Origin of the sequence: Pseudomonas shirazensis (assembly GCF_014268785.2) — a bacterium.
GTDB lineage: Bacteria > Pseudomonadota > Gammaproteobacteria > Pseudomonadales > Pseudomonadaceae > Aquipseudomonas > Aquipseudomonas shirazensis.
Genome location: NZ_JABWRD020000003.1, coordinates 227,430 through 247,878 on the forward strand (window position 1 = coordinate 227,430; position 20,449 = coordinate 247,878).

Genomic DNA, 20,449 nt, shown 5'->3' on the forward strand with positions numbered 1-20,449 from the left:
GTTATTGCTGGCCGATCGACTGCAGGTATTCGGAGCGATCATCGCTGCGCTGCGCCACGCAGGTGTTCCAGGCGGCTTCGAAGGCCTTGCTGCCGGGTTTTTCAGCGGCGGTCTCGACCTTGCAGTCGGCATCGCGTAGTTGCGTCCACAGGGTCTGCGCAGCGCGGAAACGCTCGGACAGGCTCTGCACCTTGTCGCCCTCATCCGGGTACTGGTCGCGAATCCGCTGGATCAGGTCGTCGAACGCCGCTTGCAGCTCGCGTTCTGCGGTTTGCTTGTTGTAGGCGGCGCAGGCGTAGCCCTGGGCATCGCTGTCGACGTTGTCGCATGGGGTGGACTCATCGTCGGCGGCGAACGCGAACGGCGCGCTCAACAATAAAGTCAGGCCTATCAATGAATTGATCCGCAGCATGTTCACTTCCCATGAAAAAGTCGGGCAATTCTCGCTCAGCGCTGCCCCCTTGAACAGGCTTGAGCGACATTTGTCATGAAGCCAACTGTCGCGATGAGGGCTTTGACGCTTTCGGTATGGCCCTTGTCGTTTTTGCATCCGGCTCGTCGTTCGCGCAGGCATATGCTGGCCCTAAACGCCGACACCTGATTCGGCGCAACCCATATCAAAAAGGGGACAGCCTGATGAGCCCAGCCGAATTACACGCCGACAGCATCGTCATCGATGGCCTGATCATCGCCAAGTGGAACCGCGAGCTGTTCGAGGACATGCGCAAAGGCGGCCTGACCGCAGCCAACTGCACAGTGTCGGTGTGGGAAGGGTTCAAGGCCACCGTCGACCAGATCGCCGCCAGCCAGAAGCTGATCCGCGACAACAGCGACCTGGTGATGCCGGTACGCACCACCGCCGACATCCGCAAGGCCAAGGAGCTGGGCAAGACCGGCATCCTCTTCGGCTTCCAGAACGCCCACGCCTTCGAGGACCAGATCGCCTACGTCGATGTGTTCAAGCAGCTCGGCGTCGGCATCGTGCAGATGTGCTACAACACCCAGAACCTGGTCGGCACCGGTTGCTACGAGCGTGATGGCGGCCTGTCCGGTTTCGGTCGCGAAATCGTCGCCGAGATGAACCGCGTCGGGATCATGTGCGATCTGTCCCATGTCGGCTCGAAAACCTCCGAAGAAGTCATCCTCGAATCGAAGAAGCCGGTGTGCTACTCGCACTGCCTGCCGTCGGGCCTGAAAGAACACCCGCGCAACAAGTCCGATGCCGAACTCAAGTTCATCGCCGACCACGGCGGCTTCGTTGGCGTGACCATGTTTGCGCCGTTCCTGGCCAAGGGCATCGATTCGACCATCGACGATTATGCCGAGGCGATCGAATACACCATGAACATCGTCGGTGAAGATTCCATCGGCATCGGCACCGACTTTACCCAGGGTCACGGCCAGGAGTTCTTCGAATACCTGACCCACGACAAGGGCTATGCCCGCCGTCTGACCAACTTCGGCAAGATCATCAACCCGCTTGGCATCCGCACTGTGGGGGAGTTCCCCAACCTCACCGAAACCCTGCTCAAGCGCGGCCACAGCGAACGCGTGGTGCGCAAGATCATGGGCGAGAACTGGGTCAACGTGCTCAAGGATGTGTGGGGCGAGTAAGCCGCACTCCAAACCGTTCTGCCCAGGCCAAAACAGTCTGGGCCATCTCTCAAAAATTTCTGGAGTTAAGTTTCCATGGCCAAGATCGCCCCGCAATTGCCAATCGAAGTCGACAGCGAGACCGGTGTCTGGACTTCCGACGCGCTGCCGATGCTGTATGTGCCACGCCATTTCTTCGTCAACAACCATATGGGTATCGAAGAAGTACTGGGCGCCGACGCCTACGCCGAGATCCTCTACAAGGCCGGCTACAAGTCGGCCTGGCACTGGTGTGAAAAAGAAGCCGAATGTCATGGCCTGGAAGGTGTGGCGGTGTTCGAACACTACATGAAGCGCCTGTCCCAGCGCGGCTGGGGCCTGTTTGAAATCGAAGCCATCGACCTCGACAAGGGCACCTGCAGCGTCAGGCTCAAGCACTCGGCGTTCGTCTATGTGTACGGCAAGGTTGGCCGCAAGGTCGACTACATGTTCACCGGCTGGTTTGCCGGCGCCATGGACCAGATTCTCGCCGCCCGTGGCAGCTCGCTGCGCACCGTGGCAGAGCAGGTCTACGGCGGGTCGGAAGAGGGCCACGAAGATGGCCTGTTCGTTACAAAGCCGTTGTAAGCCTGAGCCGGAGATAGCGTCATGGCCTTCGAAGCAATGTTCCAGCCGATCCAGATCGGCAAACTGACCATCCGTAACCGTGTGTTGAGTACTGCTCACGCCGAGGTGTATGCCACCGACGGCGGCATGACCACCGACCGTTACGTCAAATACTACGAAGAGAAGGCCAAGGGCGGAATCGGCCTGGCCATCTGTGGTGGCTCGTCGGTGGTCGCCATCGACAGTCCGCAGGAGTGGTGGGCTTCGGTCAACCTGTCGACCGACCGGATCATCCCGCACTTCCAGAACCTTGCCGACGCCATGCACAAGCACGGCGCCAAGATCATGATTCAGATTACCCACATGGGTCGTCGCTCACGTTGGGACGGCTTCAACTGGCCAACCCTGATGTCGCCGTCGGGCGTGCGTGAGCCAGTGCACCGTGCTACCTGCAAGACCATCGAGCCGGAAGAGATCTGGCGGGTGATTGGCAACTATGCGCAAGCTGCGCGCCGGGCCAAGGAAGGTGGCCTGGATGGCGTCGAACTGTCGGCGGTGCACCAGCACATGATCGACCAGTTCTGGAGCCCGCGGGTCAACAAGCGTACCGACGAATGGGGCGGCAGCTTCGAAGGCCGGATGAAGTTCGGCATGGAAGTGCTCAAAGCCGTGCGCGCCGAGGTTGGTGACGATTTCTGCGTGGGCATGCGCATCTGTGGTGACGAGTTCCACCCCGATGGCCTCAGCCACGAAGACATGAAGCAGATCGCCGCGTATTACGATGCGACCGGCATGCTCGATTTCTTTGGTGTGATCGGTTCGGGCTGCGACACCCACAACACCCTGGCCAACGTCATCCCCAACATGAGCTTCCCGCCGGAGCCGTTCCTGCACCTGGCAGCCGGCATCAAGGAAGTGGTCAAGGTCCCGGTGCTGCACGCGCAGAACATCAAGGACCCGAACCAGGCGCAGCGCATCCTCGAAGGCGGCTATGTCGACATGGTCGGCATGACTCGGGCGCACATGGCTGACCCGCACCTGATCGCCAAGATCAAGATGGGCCAGATCGACCAGATCAAACAATGCGTCGGTGCCAACTACTGCATCGACCGCCAGTATCAAGGGCTGGATGTGCTGTGCATCCAGAACGCCGCAACCTCCCGTGAATACATGGGCGTGCCGCACATCATCGAGAAGACTACCGGCGTCAAACGCAAGGTAGTGGTGGTCGGTGCCGGCCCTGCCGGCATGGAAGCGGCGCGGGTTGCCGCCGAGCGTGGCCACGACGTCACCGTGTTCGAGAAGAAAGAGCAGATGGGCGGGCAGATCACCATTGCTGCCAAGGCTCCGCAACGCGACCAGATTGCCGGTATCACCCGCTGGTACCAGCTCGAATTCGCCCGCTTGAAGATCGACCTGCGCCTGGGCACTGCGGCTGACATCGCGACCATCCAGGACCTGCGCCCGGACGTGATCGTGCTGGCGGTCGGTGGCCATCCGTTCGTCGAGCAGAACGAGCATTGGGGCGCTGCCGAAGGCCTGGTGGTCAGCAGTTGGGACGTGCTCGATGGCAAGGTTGCGCCGGGCAAGAATGTGCTGGTGTACGACACCATCTGCGAATTCACCGGTATGTCGACCGCGGACTTCATTGCCGACAAGGGCAGCCAGGTCGAGATCGTCACCGACGACATCAAGCCAGGCGTGGCCATGGGCGGCACCACCTTCCCGACCTACTACCGCAGCATGTACCCGAAAGAAGTGATCATGACCGGCGACCTGATGCTGGAAAAGGTCTACCGCGAAGGCGACAAGCTGATCGCGGTGCTGGAAAACGAATACACCGGCGCCAAGGAAGAGCGGGTGGTTGACCAGGTGGTGATCGAGAACGGTGTGCGTCCTGACGAAGAGCTGTACTACGGGCTCAAAGAGGGGTCGCGCAACAAGGGCCAGATCGATGTGGAGGCGCTGTTTGCCATCAAGCCACAGCCGATCCTCAGCCAGCCGGGCGAAGGCTACTTGCTCTATCGCATCGGTGACTGCGTGGCCCAGCGCAACGTGCACGCGGCGATCTACGACGCCTTGCGCCTGTGCAAGGACTTCTGATCGATCGCACATGAACTGGCCCTCCTGTAGGAGCGGCCTTGTGTCGCGAAAGGGTCGCGAAGCGGCCCCGGCGATCTTGTGACGCTACATAGATCCTGGGGCTGCTTTGCAGCCCTTTCGCCACGCAAGGCCGCTCCTATAGGGGTCCGCGCCGCGCTTGCTTGAGAGCGGCGCACGATTTCAGCTGTTGTGGGAGCCTCCCATGTTGAACACCCTTCTACCCATTCTGCTGTTCGCGGCCCTTGGCCTGGCAGTGCTCGGCGCGTTGCGCCGGGTGCGCATGTGGCGTCGTGGCCGGCCGTCCAAGGTCAACCTGCTCGGCGGTCTGCTGGCCATGCCGCGGCGCTACCTGGTGGATCTGCACCATGTGGTCGAGCGCGACAAGTACATGTCCAACACCCACGTCGCTACTGCGGGCGGCTTTGTGTTGTCGGCAGCGCTGGCGATTCTGGTGCATGGCTTTGGCCTGCAGAGCAAGATCCTTGGCTACGCCCTGCTGGTCGCCACAGTGATCATGTTCAGCGGCGCACTGTTCGTCTTCAAGCGGCGCCTCAATCCGCCTGCGCGGCTGTCCAAAGGGCCGTGGATGCGCTTGCCGAAAAGCCTGTTGGTATTCGCTGCAAGCTTCTTCATTGCGACGCTGCCGGTGGCCGGCATCCTGCCCGCCAATACTGGCGGCTGGGTGATGGTCGCTGTACTGGGTCTTGGCGTGTTGTGGGGCGTGTCCGAGCTGTTCTTCGGCATGACCTGGGGCGGGCCGATGAAGCATGCCTTTGCCGGTGCCCTGCACCTGGCCTGGCACCGCCGCGCCGAACGCTTTGGCGGTGGCCGCTCGACCGGGCTCAAGCCAATCGATCTGGAAGATCCAAACGCACTGCTCGGTGTGGAAAAGCCTGCCGACTTCACCTGGAACCAGCTGCTCGGTTTTGACGCCTGCGTGCAGTGCGGCAAGTGTGAGGCGATGTGCCCGGCGTTTGCCGCCGGCCAGCCGCTGAACCCGAAGAAGCTGATCCAGGACATGGTCATCGGCCTGGCCGGTGGCACCGACGCCAAGTTCGCCGGCAGCCCGTATCCGGGCAAGCCGCTGGGCGAGCATGGCGGCCATCCGCATCAGCCGATCGTCAATGGCCTGGTCGATGCCGACACGCTGTGGTCCTGCACCACCTGCCGTGCCTGCGTCGAGGAATGCCCGATGATGATCGAGCACGTCGATGCCATCGTCGACATGCGCCGTCACCTGACTTTGGAACGCGGCGCCACGCCGAACAAGGGCGCCGAGGTGCTCGACAACCTGATCGCCACCGACAACCCTGGCGGCTTCAACCCGGGTGGGCGCATGAACTGGGCCGCCGACCTCAACCTGCAGCTGCTCAGCGAGGTGAAAACCACCGAGGTGCTGTTCTGGGTCGGTGATGGTGCCTTCGACATGCGCAACCAGCGCACCCTGCGTGCCTTCGTCAAAGTGCTCAAGGCGGCAGGCGTGGACTTTGCCGTGCTGGGACTGGAAGAACGCGACAGCGGCGACGTCGCCCGTCGCCTGGGCGATGAAGCTACCTTCCAGCAACTGGCCAAACGCAATATCCAGACCCTGGCTCAGTACCGCTTCAAACGCATCGTCACCTGCGACCCGCACAGCTTCCATGTGCTGAAGAATGAATACGGCGCGCTCGGTGGTGACTATCAGGTGCTGCACCACAGCACTTATATCGCCGAGCTGATCGCCGCCAGCAAGCTCAACCTCGGCCAGCATAAAGGCGCCAGCGTGACCTATCACGACCCGTGCTACCTGGGCCGCTACAACGGCGAGTACGAGGCGCCGCGCGAAGTGCTCAAGGCGCTGGGCATCGAAGTACGCGAGATGCAGCGCTCGGGCTTCCGTTCACGCTGCTGCGGCGGCGGTGGCGGTGCGCCGATCACCGACATCCCTGGCAAGCAACGGATCCCCGATATGCGTATGGACGACATCCGCGAAACCGAGGCCGAAGTGGTCGCCGTGGGTTGCCCGCAGTGCACCGCGATGCTTGAAGGCGTGGTCGAACCACGGCCACTGATCAAGGACCTCGCCGAGTTGGTCGCCGATGTGCTGATCGAAGCCGATGCTCCAGCTACTGCGAGAGCTGCAGCAGCCAAACGTGAACCTGCGGAGGTGCATTGATGAGCGACATCATCCGCCGCGACCCACGCGCCGAGTGGATCGCCCGTAACCGTCTGCATCCGCTGCACGCAGCGATGCAAACCCAGCAAACCAGCTGGATGGGGCCTAACGGCATCATCCGCAAGAACCCCCACGCAATTGCCGCAGGCTTCATTGCGGCCAGCGGCCTCAAACGCCTGGACCGCAGCGGTGCGCAGCAAGGCACCGCTACCGGGGGCCGGCGTACGGCTGCAGCTGAAGTGCAGTTGCCGCTACATCAGGTGACAGATCCTGCGTTCTACATCGCTGTGGTACCCGATATGGTCGGCGGCCGCCTTGGCCCTCACGACCGCGACTTGCTCGGCCTGGCCCACAGCCTGGCCGGCAAGGATGGCGCGGTGCTGGCGATTGTTTTTGGCGAGCACAAGGAAGGCAATTTCGGCGCCGCCGGTGTCGATCGTCTGCTGGTGATCGAAGGCGAGGCATTCCAGGGTTATGCACCTGAGCAACTGGTGCAGGGCCTGCGCGCTGTGGATAACCAGTTTGCGCCGCAGCACTGGCTGCTGCCGGACAGCCGCACCGGTGGCGGTGAGCTTGGCCGGCGCTTTGCTGCATCACTGGGTGAACGCCCGGCGACGCGGGTCTGGCAGATCAAGGATGGCCAGTGCATCGGCCGTGCTGGCGCGGGCCAACAAGACCTGCAACGGGGCATGGCACGGCTGATTCTGGCCGCTGCCGAGTGCGCCGAGCCGGTCAGTGAAACCCGCCATGAGGCGCTGCCGGTCGAGTTGTCCACAAGCGTTGCGCGCAGCTTGTCGCGCATCGAAGATCTTGGCTCGGTGGCGGTCGACCCGGCCGCCATTGCCATGGCCGAGTCTGAATTCATCGTCTCTGGCGGTAACGGCGTCAAGGACTGGGAGCTGTTCCACCGTGCCACCGCTGCATTGGGCGCCACCGAAGGTGCCTCGCGGGTGGCGGTCGACGACGGCTTCATGCCGCGTACGCGCCAGGTGGGTGCCACCGGTACCTGGGTTACCGCACGGGTGTACGTCGCGGTCGGCATCTCTGGCGCGATCCAGCACCTGCAGGGCATTGGTGCCTGTGACAAGGTGGTGGCGGTGAACATGGACCCTGGCTGCGACATGATCAAACGGGCCGACCTGTCAGTGATTGGCGACAGCGCGGCGATTCTTCAGGCTCTGATCGAAGCTGTGGATAACTACCGCAGCGGCGGCCAGCGCGACGCGGCATAAGGGTTCCAACATGAGTACAAAGGTCATTAGCCTGGTTTCCATTGGTGCTCATCCCGGCTCTGGCCGTAGTCGCCGGGCCGAGCAGGATGCCCGTGCGGTCGAGCTGGGGTTGCAGCTGGCTGGCGATAACTTGCAGGTGGTGCATGCTGGCGATCACCGCCAGGAGGCGCTGCGCGCTTATCTGGGCATGGGCCTGGATCATCTGGATGTACTTGAGCAACCGGAAGGGGCTGACGTGCTCGAGGTGCTTGGCAACTATCTACGTGATGCTGGCGCCCAGTTGGTGTTGACCGGCAGCCAGGCCGAGACCGGCGAGGGTTCCGGCATGTTGCCGTTCTTGCTCGCCGAGAAGCTGGGTTGGCCATTGATTGTCGGGCTGGCCGAGGTCGAGTCGATCGAGAATGGCACCGCCCAGGTATTGCAGGCGCTGCCGCGTGGTCAGCGGCGCCGGTTGAAAGTGCGCTTGCCATTGCTGGCCACTGTGGATAACGCAGCGCCCAAGCCACGTCAAAGCGCGTTCGGACCTGCGCGGCGTGGCGTGCTGGCAGCGCGTGATGTGGCGATTGTCGAAGATGAGCTGCTGGCGGATGCCGAGCTGCAACCGGCCCGGCCCCGGCCCAAGCGGCTCAAGGTGATCAAGGCCAAGAGCGGCGCGGATCGGATGAAGGCTGCAACAGCCAAGGCCAGCGGTGGTGGCGGCAAGGTGCTGAAGGATGTTTCCCCCCAGGAAGGCGCCGAGGCCATCCTCAAGTTGCTGGTAGAGGAAGGAGTGCTGCGCTAATAGCGGCCTCCCGACTCATGTGGGTACGGCGGTGGCGCGCCGGTACCTGTAGAGCGGCCTTGTGTCGCGAAAGGCCCGCAGAGCGGGCCCAACGATGTCAGCGGTGAAGTTGAAAATGTAGGGCCGCTTCGCAGCCCTTTCGCGACACAAGGCCGCTCCTATAGAGGGCAGTGGTGTTACGCACATTTGCTGTTAGCCAGGCTGTGGATAAAGTGTTCGCTCATGGCTGCAGCCCTTTGAATTCGCGGCGTATAGCCCGCTGTACAATAATTGATCAGCCTAAGCCATGGATTTTCATGGCTTTTTTGCGTGTTCAAGCTTTAAAGTTGCCCACAATCGCTGTTAACCGGCCTGTGGATAAACTGTTCGGCTAACTCGCTAGGCCACGTATTCCGTGGCTTACCTGGAGTTGATTAAAATTCGATCAATCATCGTCAGAACATGCCCAGATGCCTGAGATTCAGGGCTCTCGATAGCTTATCCACATGGGGAGCGAACGTTGTTCACAAAGTCTGTTGGCGCTTCTGTGGACAACATGTTCGGAATCCTCTGCAAGCCACGTATTTAAAGGGCTGCATGGAATTGATCGATAATTGATCAGGAGGGAGTGGGGCGAGGTCTAAAGATGCTGCCGGGTGCCTGTGGACAACTTGCCGGGCACACCCATAGGCATGCCCGGCAGGTTAATTACTGCGTAACGACTTCTTTCAGATAAGGCGCAGGTTCCGCCCCGAGGTTTTCCAGCACGCGTTGGCTGTACCAGTCGATGAAGTTGACCACACCAAACTCGTAAGTCTTGGAGTACGGCCCAGGCTGATAAGCAGTGGAGTTGATCCCGCGCTGGTTCTCTTCAGCCAGACGGCGGTCCTGGTCGTTGGTCGCGTCCCACACTTTGCGCATCTGCTCTGGGTCGTAATCAACGCCTTCAACAGCGTCCTTGTGGACCAGCCACTTGGTGCTGACCAGGGTCTCCTGAGCACTGATCGGCCACACCGTGAAGACAATCATATGATCGCCCATGCAGTGGTTCCAAGAGTGCGGCAGGTGCAGGATGCGCATCGAGCCCAGGTCCGGGTTCTGGATGCGGCCCATGAGCTTCTTGCTCGCCTGCTTGCCGTCCATGGTCATCGACACGGTGCCCTTGAGCAGCGGCATGCGCACGATGCGGTTACGCAGGCCGTGGCTCTTGTGCAGGTAAGGGATCTTCTCTGCTTCCCAGGCCGTAGCGCAGGCGGCGACGTGGTCCTTGAACGACTGATCGGCACGCGGGTCGTTGGTGTCGTCCCACTCGAGCAGGGTCTTGAGCAGCTCTGGGTGCGAGCCCGAGCAGTGGTAGCACTCGCGGTTGTTCTCCAGCACCAGCTTCCAGTTGGCTTTCTCCAGCAAGGTGGTTTGCACCGCCACCTTGGTGTTCTCCATGTCGTACGGTTCCATGTAGTGGTCGAGCGTAGCCAGGAACTCGTCGATCGCCGGCGGGTTCTGCGCCAGGCTGATGAAGATGTAGCCACCAGCGACCTTGACGTTGACCGGCTTGAGGCCGTACTCCTTCATGTCGAAGTCATCGCCCATTTCGGTGCCGGCAAACAGCAGGCGACCGTCAAGCTCGTAGGTCCACTGGTGGTAATGGCAGACCAGCTTGGCGACCTTGCCCTTCTCGCTGGTGCACAGCCGCGAACCGCGGTGGCGGCAGACGTTGTGGAATGCATGCACCTTGCCTTCGGCGCCGCGGATGACAATGATCGGGTTTTTGCCGACTTGCAGGGTGAGGAAGTTGCCCTTGGTCGGGATCTCGCAGGTCATGCCCGCGATCAGCCATTCCTTCTGGAAAATTTCCTGCATGTCGATCTGAAACAGACGCTCGTCAGTGTAGAACGGCTGGGGCAGCGAGTAGGTGCGCTCGCGGGTCTGCAGCATCTCGGCGGTGGCCTTGCGTGCAGCTTCCAGTGGATCGCCCAGGCTCAGGGTTGCGGTGACGTCCATCGTTGTAATCCTCAAGGCCGATAAAGGCCGGCGAAAGGTGGCTAATCGTTGTTTTAGTGCCGCAAGGCAGGTGCAGAAAACATCAGGTCTATTTGCCGTGGAGTGTGCGATCAAGGGCGCCTCGAGCCGTATCCATGGGCGACATGGCCGAATCGAATTCCGACGCGCCAGCCCTTGTCGTGCGGGGCTGGTCGCGATAAGCACGCCGATGTCGCTGATGGGAATGTGCCGGGCCACGGCCTTGAGCATTATCGGAGCCATAAAAGGCCGGTAGTCGGCCGCTGGAGAACAACATGTCCGAAACATTCCTCAACCCGGTCAGCACCCAGACCTGGGCCAACGGCCGCCACATCGTGCGCTGCGTCAAGGTCATCCAGGAAACCTGGGATGTGCGCACCTTCTGCTTCATGGCCGACCAGCCGATCATGTTCTTCTTCAAGCCCGGCCAGTTCGTCACCCTGGAGCTTGAAATCGAAGGCAAGCAGGTGATGCGCTCGTACACCATCTCCAGTTCGCCGTCGGTGCCGTACAGCTTCTCGATCACGGTCAAGCGGGTACCGGGTGGGCATGTTTCCAACTACCTGCACGACACCATGCACGAAGGCGCCGAACTGCCGGTGCACGGCCCGGTCGGCTTGTTCAACGCCATTGATTTCCCGGCGCCGAAGGTGCTCTACCTCAGTGGTGGCGTGGGCATTACCCCGGTGATGTCGATGGCGCGCTGGTTCTACGACACCAACGCCAATGTCGACATGGTGTTCGTCCACAGCGCGCGTTCACCGAAGGACATCATCTACCACCGCGAGCTCGAACAGATGGCCTCGCGCATCCCCAACTTCAGCCTGCACATCATTTGTGAAAAGCACGGGCTGGGCGAGCCGTGGGCAGGCTACCGGGGTTATCTGAACCAGCGTCTGATGGAGTTGATCGCCCCGGATTACATGGAGCGCGTGGTGTTCTGCTGCGGGCCTACGCCGTACATGAGCGCGGTCAAACGCATGCTCGAGGCGGTCGGCTTCGACATGAAGAACTACCACGAGGAGTCGTTTGGCGCGACCCCGGCGGAGGCCAAGGCCGACGCTGTCGAGCACGCCGAACAGGCAGCCGATGCACCGGAAGTGGATCTGTCCGATCTGAACCTGGTGGAGTTCGTCGGCAGCGAGAAGAGCATCCGCGTGGCCCCGGGCGAGACCGTGCATGCGGCGGCGGCCAAGGTTGGCCTGATGATCCCGAAAGCCTGCGGCATGGGCATCTGCGGTACCTGCAAGGTGCTCAAGCTGGGCGGCGAAGTGGACATGGAGCACAACGGCGGCATCACTGAAGAGGATGAAGCCGAGGGCTACATCCTCTCCTGCTGCAGCGTGCCGCGCGGCGACGTTCGTATCGAGTACTAAGTCGAGGCCGCCGCAGCCCAGCGGCCTGGATTAGACGCGGAAGCGTGCAACCAGGCTGCTGAGATCAACGGCCAGGCGGGACAGCTCGGCACTCGCCGCGCTGGTCTGGTGTGCACCCGTGGCGCTTTGCACCGACAGGTCGTTGATGTTGACCAGATTGCGGTCAACTTCGCGGGCGACCTGAGCCTGTTCTTCGGCCGCACTGGCGATGACCAGGTTACGCTCGTTGATGTGTGCTACGGCCGTGGCGATGGTGTCCAGCGCCAAACCCGCGCCGCGGGCGATGTTCAGGGTCGATTCGGCGCGTTCGGTGCTGGTGCGCATCGACTCGACCGCCTGGCCGGTGCCGCCCTGGATGGTGCCGATCATGCGCTCGATCTCGCTGGTCGACTGCTGGGTGCGATGCGCCAGTGCACGCACTTCGTCAGCCACCACGGCAAAGCCACGCCCGGCCTCACCGGCCCGCGCTGCCTCGATGGCGGCGTTGAGGGCGAGCAGGTTGGTCTGATCGGCCAGGCCGCGAATCACGTCGAGTACCTTGCCGATATCACGCGACTGTTCGGCCAGGTGAGTGATCAGCTTGGCAGTACCCTGCACGTCACCGCTCATGCGCTCGATGGCGCTGACAGTTTCCAGTACCAGGTCACGGCCATCGCTGGTGGAACGGCTGGCTTCAGCCGAAGCCTCCGAGGTGCTGACGGCATTGCGCGCCACTTCTTCGACCGCGCTGGTCATTTCGGTAACGGCAGTGGCGGCCTGTTCGATTTCGGCGTTCTGCTGCTGCAGGCCGCGCGCGCTCTCGTCGGTCACGCTGTTGAGCTCTTCGGCCGCCGAGGCCAGCTGGGTAGAGGAGCCGGCGATCAGGTGCAGGGTGTCGCGCAGCTTTTCCTGCATGCGGGCCATGGCGCGCTGCAGGCGCGCTGCTTCGTCGCGGCCTTCGGCGCGAATGGTGTGGGTGAGGTCGCCGTCGGCTACCTGTTCAGCTGCCTGCAAGGCTTCTTCGATCGGCTTGACGATGCTGCGGGTCAGCAGCAATGCGCAGATCAGGGTCAGCACGGTGGCGGCGATGAGCAGGCCGATCACCAGGGTGAACGCCGTGCTGTACTGGTTGGCGGCGGTGGCGTTGGCGTTGCGCGCCTGCTCGGTGTTCATTTCCAGCAAGGTGTTCATGACCTTGTTGATCTGCTCGGAGTTGGTCAGCAGGTCGCGGTTGAGCAGGTCGGCCAGTTCGTCGATACGGTTGGCCTGGCTCAGGTTGCGCATGCGGGTTTCCAGCTGGCGGTACTGGGTCAGTAACTGGCCGTACTGGTCGAACGCGTCTTGTTCTTCGGCGGCGACGATAAACGTCTGGTAACGGCTCTGGGCCTTGTCGATTTGCGCGTTGCGCTCGTCCAGCAGGCGCAGGGTGTCTTGCTGAGTGGCCGGGTCACGATTGACCAGCAGACGATAGGACAGCGTGCGCAAGCGCAGGCTCAGCGCGGTCAGCTCATCGAGGGTTTTGATGCTCGGCACGTTGATGCTTTCGATGGCGACACCCGCCTGGCGAATCTTGCCCATCTGGACCAGCGAAAATACGCCAAGGCCAAGCATCAATGCGCCGATCAAGGCAAACCCGAGCAAGGCGCGCGGGGCGATATTCATATTGCGTAGGGACATGATTTGGACAATCCAGGCAAGGTAAGGTGGCGCGCAATCCTTGCGTCGAGATAAGACCTGTATGGCTATCGGTCATGACCGGCCAGTCTTGAGTTCGATGAGCAAAAGCCCGAGCTGGCCGCGACAAATCCTGACCGGCGGTTGACCCAGGCCGGAACAAGGTGGCCGATCCTCTGTCAATCTGGCCTGGCTGAAGCCTTTTGACCCGATATTTAATGGCGGGGGCGCGTGCTTTTCTTTATCGTGTGCGCCCTCTGCAACAACCCGAGATAGACATACCCCATGTTGGAAACTTCCCTGAATCAACTCGAGCAGCTGGTCAACGACCTGATGCAGAAAAACACCCAGCTGAGCGAGCAGAACGCTGCCATCGCTCAGGAACTGGCCCAGGCCAAGGAAGACAACGACAGCCTGCAGCTGTCGCTGATGGAGCAGGAAGAGAAACACGGCGCCGCTGCTGCGCGTATCCAGGCGCTGGTTGAGCGCGCCAGCGCAGGTGTCGTCAACGCATGAAACTGCAAGCGCAGCCGATCAATGTCGTGTCGATTCTGGGTATCGACTATTCGATCAAGGCCCCTGAAGGCCAGGAAGAGACCCTCTCGCAGGCTGTGCGGATGCTCAACACCGCCCTCAACGAAACCAAGCGCCAGTACCCGACCCTGATCGGTGACAAGCTGCTGGTGCTGGCGGCGCTGAATCTGTGCTCGCGGCAGATCGAACTGCAAAAAGAGCATCAAGTGACGCTCGCCCGCACTCAGGCGCAGATCGATGCCACGGTAGATGCCATCGCACGCACCATCGGCGAGCAGTAAAGCACCAGCCAACGGCAAATTTCGAGCGGGGAACAGCCATGCGGTGACGCGTGGCTGTTCCCCGTTTTTGCGCTCAGCGTTTGTCGATGATTTGCTGGATTGAATGGATACGTAAGTGTATACAATCTCCCAAAACAAGAATCCTGGGGAGGAAAACGTATGCGTATCTGGCGGCGAAGTATCCAGTTGCAGTTGATCGCAGGCATGGGCGCGGCCCTGTTGGTGAGCATCCTGGTGGTGGTTGCGATCTATACCGTGGCGGTCAATCGCCTGACCGAGCGCTATTTGCTCGACACCGCTCTGCCGGCCAGCATCGAGGCCATTCGCAACGATATCGAGCGCATGCTTAGCCAGCCGCTGGTGGCGGCCGCCGATATTGCTGGCAATACCCTGCTGCGTGACTGGCTCGCTGCCGGTGAGAATCCCGCCGAGGCGGCGCGCTTCATCGAATACCTGGACGCTGCCAAGCAGCGCAACCATGCGTTTACCGCGTTGTTCGCCGCCACTGCGAGCGGCCACTACTACAACGAGAAAGGCCTGGATCGCACCCTTAGCCGGCAGAACCCCAAGGACCAGTGGTTCTATGGCTACATCGACAGTGGTGCCGAGCGGCTGATCAATATCGACGTGGATGGCGCCACCGGCGAGGTGGCGCTGTTCATCGACTACCGCATCGAAAAGGCCGGGCAGCTGGTCGGCATCGCCGGCATGGGCTTGCGCCTGACCGAGTTGTCCAAGCTGATCCACGACTTCAGCTTTGGCGAGCAGGGCAGGGTCATGCTGGTGCGCAACGACGGCCTGATCCAGGTCCACCCGGACAACCAATACAGCGCCAAACGCACGCTCGCCGAACAGGTCGGTGGCGACGCCGCCAAGCTTTTACTGGGGCAGGGCGCCGGCCTGCAGCGTAGCCAGTTCGAACGTGACGGCGAGCAGTATCTGGCCCTGAGCCTGCCGCTGCGTGATCTCAACTGGACGCTGGTAGCCGAAGTGCCGCAGGCGCAGATCTACGCGCAGATGCACCAGGCGGTGTGGCTGACCAGCTTGATTGGTGGGGCAGTAGCCTTGCTCTCGTTGCTGCTGGTGGTGCTGCTGGCGCGCGGGTTGGTGCGCCCGATCCGTCAGGTGACCACGGCGCTGGTGCAGATTGGTGGCGGCGCCGGCGACCTGAGCCATCGCCTGGATGATTCCCGCGAGGATGAACTGGGTGACCTGGCTCGCGGGTTCAACCGCTTTCTCGACAGCCAGAGGGCGCTGATCGCTGAGGTGCTGAGCACTACCGAGCGCCTGCACCGTTCGGTCGAACAGGTGACGCAGGTAGTCGGTAACACCGCCGACCGCTCGGAGCGTCAGCAACAGATGACCGAGATGGTTGCCACCGCCGTGCACCAGATGGGCCTGACTGTGCAGGACGTTGCGCAAAACGCAGGGCATGCGGCGTACGCCTCGCAGTCGGCACGTGACGAAGCGGTGCAGGCGCGCGAGCAGGTGCGCCAGTCGGTACAGGGCATCCACGGCATGTCCGGTGAAATCAGCCGGGCCGCCGAGGCGGTGGGCCAATTGGCGCAGGAAGTGGCCTCGATCGATGAGGTGCTGGCGGTGATTCGCAGCGTTTCCGAGCAGACCAACCTGCTCGCCCTCAATGCGGCCATCGAGGCGGCCCGCGCTGGTGAAATGGGCCGCGGTTTTGCCGTGGTCGCCGATGAAGTGCGCACCCTGGCCCGGCGCACGCAGCTGTCGACCGATCAGGTGCAACAGATGATTCAGCGCCTCAAGCAGGGCGCCGGAGTGGCTGTGACGTCAATGCAGGCGGGCCAGTTGGCCACCGGTAGCGGGGTTGAAGCAAGCCAGCGCACCGGCGCCTCGCTGGGGGCGATCACCGATCAGGTCGAGCGCATCAGTGACATGAACCAGCAGGTGGCCACCGCGACCGAGCAGCAGTCAGCGGTGACTGAAGAGATCAATCGCAACGTGCAGGGGATTTCCGACCTGGCTCGGCAGACCGCCGCCGAGGTGCTTGATTGTCGCGAGGAATGCCAGACACTGCGCCGCTTGGCCGATGACCTGGCGCGGCAGATGGGTGGTTTCAGGCTTTGAAATGCAGTAGCCGGTGTTGCCGCGCCCTCCGTAGGAGCGGCCTTGCCGGGGCGCCGGACCGGTCGGAAAGGGCTGCGTAGCGGCCCCAACATTTTGTGGCGCTGCACAAATCCTAGGGCCGCTGCGCGACCCTTTCGCGACACAAGGCCGCTCCTACAGGGATGGCTCTACAGAGGGGTGACTGCCACGACGGCGCGGATATCCGCCGCCAGCTCACGCACGCGCGTGAGTTCGGTGTCCCACGAGCACATGAAGCGTGCGCCGCCGCTGCCAATGAAGGTGTAGAAACGCCAGCCCTTGTTGCGCAGCGCCTCGAGCGCCGGCTCCGGCATTTGCAGGAACACCCCGTTGGCCTCCACCGGGAACATCAGCTTCACCTGCGGCAGGTCGCTGACCAGCGAGGCCAGTAACTGCGCGCAGTGGTTGGCGTGGTTGCCGTGGCGCAGCCAGGCGCCGTCCTCCAGCAGGCCCACCCAAGGCGCGGAGAGGAAACGCATCTTCGATGCCAGCTGGCCAGCCTGCTTGCAACGGTAGTCGAAGTCTTCGGCCAGCTCGCGGTTGAAGAACAGGATCGCCTCGCCCACGGCCATGCCGTTCTTGGTGCCGCCAAAGCACAGCACATCGACGCCGGCCTTCCAGGTCAGCTCGGCCGGCGAGCAGCCGAGGAACGAGCAGGCATTGGTGAAGCGCGCGCCATCCATATGCAGGTTGAGGCCCAGCTCCTTGCAGGTGGCGCTGATCGCCTTGAGCTCGTCGGGGCGGTACACGGTGCCGACTTCGGTGGCCTGGGTGAGGGTCACCACGCGTGGTTTCGGATAGTGGATGTCCTGGCGTTTGAGCGCCACTTCGCGGATCGACTCAGGCGTCAACTTGCCGTTGACGCTGGGCGCGGTGAGCAGCTTGGAGCCGTTCGAGAAAAACTCCGGAGCGCCGCATTCGTCGGTCTCGACGTGGGCGGTCTCCGAGCAGATCACGCTGTGGTAGCTCTGGCACAAGGAGGCCAGGGCCAACGAGTTGGCTGCGGTGCCGTTGAAGGCGAAGAACACTTCGCAGTCGGTTTCGAAGATCTTGCGAAAGTACGCCGCCGCACGCTCGGTCCACTGATCGTCGCCGTAGGCGCGCTCGTGGCCCTGATTGGCCTTGGCCATCGCCGCCCAGGCTTCGGGGCAGATGCCGGAATAGTTGTCGCTGGCGAATTGCTGGCTGTTATCTGTCATGACACGGTCCTGTGAACGACGCAGAGTTGCACTCTAAACGATCATTTACCCGGTTGCCTATACAACCGTGCAGGGCGCAATTGCCCGGCCCGCCGGCGGCTCAAGCACGCGGGCGCAGGCCGATGGCTGATTTTGGCAAGCATGCCCGCGCGCGACAGCCCACCGGCGAATGTCGTAAACGCGCCATTGCAAGGCGTGCGCAGGCATCTGACCCACCCGCCGCAGTCATACCATCGGCACAAAGGGGCACTGAACCCTACTGACAAAAAATGATCGCTGCCGGGAGACACATGATGTTCAGCAAGCAAGACCAGATCCAGGGTTACGACGACGCGCTGCTGGCGGCGATGAATGCCGAAGAACAACGTCAGGAAGATCATATCGAGCTGATCGCTTCGGAAAACTACACCAGCAAGCGCGTGATGCAGGCCCAGGGCAGCGGCCTCACCAACAAATACGCCGAAGGTTATCCGGGCAAGCGTTACTACGGCGGTTGCGAGCACGTCGACAAAGTCGAGGCGCTGGCCATCGAGCGCGCCAAGCAGCTGTTCGGTGCCGACTACGCCAACGTCCAGCCGCACTCCGGTTCGTCGGCCAACAGCGCCGTTTACCTGGCCCTGCTGCAGGCCGGTGACACCATTCTGGGGATGAGCCTGGCCCACGGCGGTCACCTCACTCATGGTGCCAAGGTGTCGTCCTCGGGCAAGCTGTACAACGCGGTGCAATACGGCATCAACACCGACACCGGCCTGATCGACTACGACGAAGTCGAGCGCCTGGCGGTCGAGCATCAGCCGAAGATGATCGTTGCTGGTTTCTCCGCATACTCCAAGACCCTCGACTTCCCGCGCTTCCGCGCCATTGCCGACAAGGTAGGTGCACTGCTGTTCGTCGACATGGCCCACGTTGCCGGCCTGGTTGCCGCTGGCCTGTACCCGAACCCGCTGCCGTATGCCGACGTGGTCACCACCACTACTCACAAGACCCTGCGCGGTCCACGTGGCGGCCTGATCCTGGCCAAGGCCAACCCGGACATCGAGAAAAAGCTCAACGCGGCGGTATTCCCCGGCGCCCAGGGCGGCCCGCTGATGCACGTCATCGCCGGCAAGGCAGTGTGCTTCAAGGAAGCTCAGGAGCCTGGCTTCAAGCAGTACCAGCAGCAGGTCATCGACAACGCCCAGGCCATGGCCGAAGTGTTCATCAAGCGCGGTTATGACGTGGTGTCCGGCGGTACCGACAACCACCTGTTCCTGGTCAGCCTGATCCGTCAGGGCCTGACCGGCAAGGACGCTGACGCAGCCCTGGGCCGCGCGCACATCACCGTCAACAAGAACGCCGTGCCCAACGACCCGCAGTCGCCTTTCGTTACCTCGGGCCTGCGCATCGGCACCCCGGCGGTCACAACCCGCGGTTTCAAGGTGGCTCAGTGCGTGGCACTGGCCGGCTGGATCTGCGATGTCCTCGACAACCTGGGCGACGCCGACGTCGAAGCCGACGTTGCCAAGCAGGTCGCCGCACTGTGCGCCGACTTCCCGGTTTACCGCTGAGTGGAGTAACAGACAATGGAACGCTATTCGGGCTTCGGCCTTTTCAAACACTCCCTCAGCCACCACGAAAACTGGCAGCGCATGTGGCGCACGCCGACCCCGAAAAAGGTCTATGACGTGGTGATTGTAGGCGGCGGCGGGCATGGCCTGGCGACCGCCTACTACCTGGCCAAGGTGCACGGCATCACCAACGTTGCCGTGGTTGAAAAAGGCTGGCTGGGCGGCGGCAACACCGCGCGCAACACCACCATCGTGCGCTCCAACTACCTGTGGGACGAGTCGGCCAAGCTCTACGAGCACGCCATGAAACTGTGGGAAGGCCTGTCGCAGGACATCAACTACAACGTGATGTTCTCCCAGCGCGGCGTCTACAACCTCTGCCACACCCTGCAGGACATCCGTGATTCGGAGCGTCGAGTCAGCGCCAACCGCCTCAACGGCGTCGACGGCGAGCTGCTCAATACCGACCAGGTCGCGGCCGAGATCCCGTACCTGGACTGCTCGAAGAACACCCGCTACCCGATCCTCGGTGCAACCGTTCAGCGCCGTGGTGGTGTGGCCCGTCACGATGCAGTGGCATGGGGCTTTGCCCGCGCTGCCGACGCGCTCGGCGTCGACCTGATTCAACAGACCGAAGTGACCGGTTTCCGCAAGGAAAACGGCGCGGTGATCGGTGTCGAGACCAACAAGGGCTTCATCGGCGCCAAGCGCGTCGGCGTGGTCACTGCCGGTAACTCCGGGCACATGGCGCGCCTGGCTGGCTTCCGCCTGCCGCTTGAGTCGCACCCGCTGCAGGCGCTGGTTTCCGAGCCGATCAAGCCAATCATCGACAGCGTGATCATGTCCAACGCGGTACACGGCTACATCAGCCAGTCGGACAAAGGCGACCTGGTCATCGGTGCCGGTATCGATAGCTGGGTCGGCTACGGCCAGCGCGGTTCTTACCCGGTGATCGAGCACACCCTGCAGGCGATCGTCGAGATGTTCCCGATTCTCTCGCGGGTACGCATGAACCGCCAATGGGGCGGCATCGTCGACACCTGCCCGGACGCCTGCCCGATCATCTCCAAGACCCCGGTGAAGAACCTGTTCTTCAACTGCGGTTGGGGCACCGGCGGCTTCAAGGCCACCCCAGGCTCAGGCAACGTGTTTGCCGCAAGCCTGGCCAAAGGCGAAATGCACCCACTGGCTGCGCCATTCTCCATCGACCGCTTCTACAACGGTGCGCTGATCGATGAACACGGCGCTGCGGCCGTCGCCCACTAATCGGAGACAA

Annotated in this window: 16 protein-coding genes and 1 pseudogene; 13 read left to right on the forward strand and 4 right to left on the reverse strand. The window is 62.2% G+C overall.

Translation table 11 applies throughout. The features are described from left to right. Position 1: 1 nt before the first annotated feature. Positions 2-403, reverse strand: coding sequence for a lysozyme inhibitor LprI family protein (locus tag HU736_RS16990; RefSeq protein WP_371411593.1), 402 nt, complete (start codon positions 401-403; stop codon positions 2-4). A 233-nt stretch (positions 404-636) separates the two neighbouring features. Here HU736_RS16990 and HU736_RS16995 point away from each other — a divergent pair, with 233 nt between their 5' ends. From HU736_RS16995 to etfB, 6 genes are all read left to right on the forward strand, one after another. Then, a complete protein-coding gene (locus HU736_RS16995) occupies positions 637-1,614 on the forward strand; it encodes a dipeptidase (RefSeq protein WP_086976918.1) in 978 nt (325 codons plus the stop codon). Between the two features lie 75 nt (positions 1,615-1,689). After that, complete coding sequence (locus tag HU736_RS17000; protein WP_101322482.1) at positions 1,690-2,220, forward strand: DUF5943 domain-containing protein; 531 nt, start codon at positions 1,690-1,692, stop codon at positions 2,218-2,220. 21 nt (positions 2,221-2,241) lie between these two features. Further along, on the forward strand, positions 2,242-4,302 hold the full coding sequence (gene dgcA / locus HU736_RS17005; RefSeq protein ID WP_101322481.1) for a dimethylglycine demethylation protein DgcA: 2,061 nt from the start codon (positions 2,242-2,244) through the stop codon (positions 4,300-4,302). Between the two features lie 202 nt (positions 4,303-4,504). Next, positions 4,505-6,457 carry a dimethylglycine demethylation protein DgcB gene (gene dgcB, locus HU736_RS17010; protein WP_186700493.1) on the forward strand — a complete coding sequence of 651 codons (1,953 nt, stop codon included), beginning with the start codon at positions 4,505-4,507 and terminating at the stop codon, positions 6,455-6,457. Next, positions 6,457-7,689: an electron transfer flavoprotein subunit alpha gene (gene etfA / locus HU736_RS17015; RefSeq protein ID WP_186700491.1), complete on the forward strand. Its 1,233-nt coding sequence runs from the start codon at positions 6,457-6,459 to the stop codon at positions 7,687-7,689. The genes dgcB and etfA overlap by 1 nt, the downstream gene beginning before the upstream one ends. Before the next feature lie 10 nt (positions 7,690-7,699). Next, on the forward strand, positions 7,700-8,470 hold the full coding sequence (etfB, locus tag HU736_RS17020) for an electron transfer flavoprotein subunit beta (RefSeq protein WP_103435266.1): 771 nt from the start codon (positions 7,700-7,702) through the stop codon (positions 8,468-8,470). A gap of 687 nt (positions 8,471-9,157) precedes the next feature. Here etfB and gbca read toward each other — a convergent pair. Next, positions 9,158-10,450 (reverse strand): glycine betaine monooxygenase oxygenase subunit, encoded by a 1,293-nt coding sequence (gbca, locus tag HU736_RS17025; RefSeq protein ID WP_103435265.1) that lies wholly within the window; start codon positions 10,448-10,450, stop codon positions 9,158-9,160. Between the two features lie 293 nt (positions 10,451-10,743). Here gbca and gbcB point away from each other — a divergent pair, with 293 nt between their 5' ends. Then, positions 10,744-11,844 carry a glycine betaine monooxygenase reductase subunit gene (gbcB, locus tag HU736_RS17030; protein WP_101322475.1) on the forward strand — a complete coding sequence of 367 codons (1,101 nt, stop codon included), beginning with the start codon at positions 10,744-10,746 and terminating at the stop codon, positions 11,842-11,844. 30 nt (positions 11,845-11,874) lie between these two features. Here the strand turns inward: gbcB and HU736_RS17035 are convergent, their stop codons facing one another. Next, positions 11,875-13,500: a methyl-accepting chemotaxis protein gene (locus tag HU736_RS17035; protein ID WP_186700489.1), complete on the reverse strand. Its 1,626-nt coding sequence runs from the start codon at positions 13,498-13,500 to the stop codon at positions 11,875-11,877. 282 nt (positions 13,501-13,782) lie between these two features. Here HU736_RS17035 and HU736_RS17040 point away from each other — a divergent pair, with 282 nt between their 5' ends. The 4 genes and pseudogenes from HU736_RS17040 (at position 13,783) to HU736_RS22285 (ending at position 16,409) form a co-directional block, all read left to right on the forward strand. Further along, complete coding sequence (locus HU736_RS17040) at positions 13,783-14,013, forward strand: hypothetical protein (RefSeq protein WP_103435263.1); 231 nt, start codon at positions 13,783-13,785, stop codon at positions 14,011-14,013. Then, complete coding sequence (locus tag HU736_RS17045) at positions 14,010-14,312, forward strand: cell division protein ZapA (RefSeq protein ID WP_101322472.1); 303 nt, start codon at positions 14,010-14,012, stop codon at positions 14,310-14,312. Before HU736_RS17040 ends, HU736_RS17045 begins: the two co-directional genes overlap by 4 nt. A 204-nt stretch (positions 14,313-14,516) precedes the next feature. Then, positions 14,517-15,545: pseudogene (locus HU736_RS22280) on the forward strand (HAMP domain-containing protein); the annotation flags it as partial. A gap of 135 nt (positions 15,546-15,680) precedes the next feature. Beyond that, complete coding sequence (locus HU736_RS22285) at positions 15,681-16,409, forward strand: methyl-accepting chemotaxis protein (RefSeq protein WP_411563164.1); 729 nt, start codon at positions 15,681-15,683, stop codon at positions 16,407-16,409. A gap of 167 nt (positions 16,410-16,576) precedes the next feature. Here HU736_RS22285 and HU736_RS17055 read toward each other — a convergent pair whose 3' ends face one another. Next, on the reverse strand, positions 16,577-17,626 hold the full coding sequence (locus HU736_RS17055) for a threonine aldolase family protein (RefSeq protein WP_181089467.1): 1,050 nt from the start codon (positions 17,624-17,626) through the stop codon (positions 16,577-16,579). 293 nt (positions 17,627-17,919) lie between these two features. On the opposite strand from HU736_RS17055, the gene glyA reads away from it, so the two are divergent. After that, positions 17,920-19,173, forward strand: coding sequence for a serine hydroxymethyltransferase (glyA, locus tag HU736_RS17060; protein WP_101322469.1), 1,254 nt, complete (start codon positions 17,920-17,922; stop codon positions 19,171-19,173). 15 nt (positions 19,174-19,188) lie between these two features. Next, positions 19,189-20,439, forward strand: coding sequence for a sarcosine oxidase subunit beta family protein (locus HU736_RS17065; RefSeq protein ID WP_101322468.1), 1,251 nt, complete (start codon positions 19,189-19,191; stop codon positions 20,437-20,439). Positions 20,440-20,449: the final 10 nt, after the last annotated feature.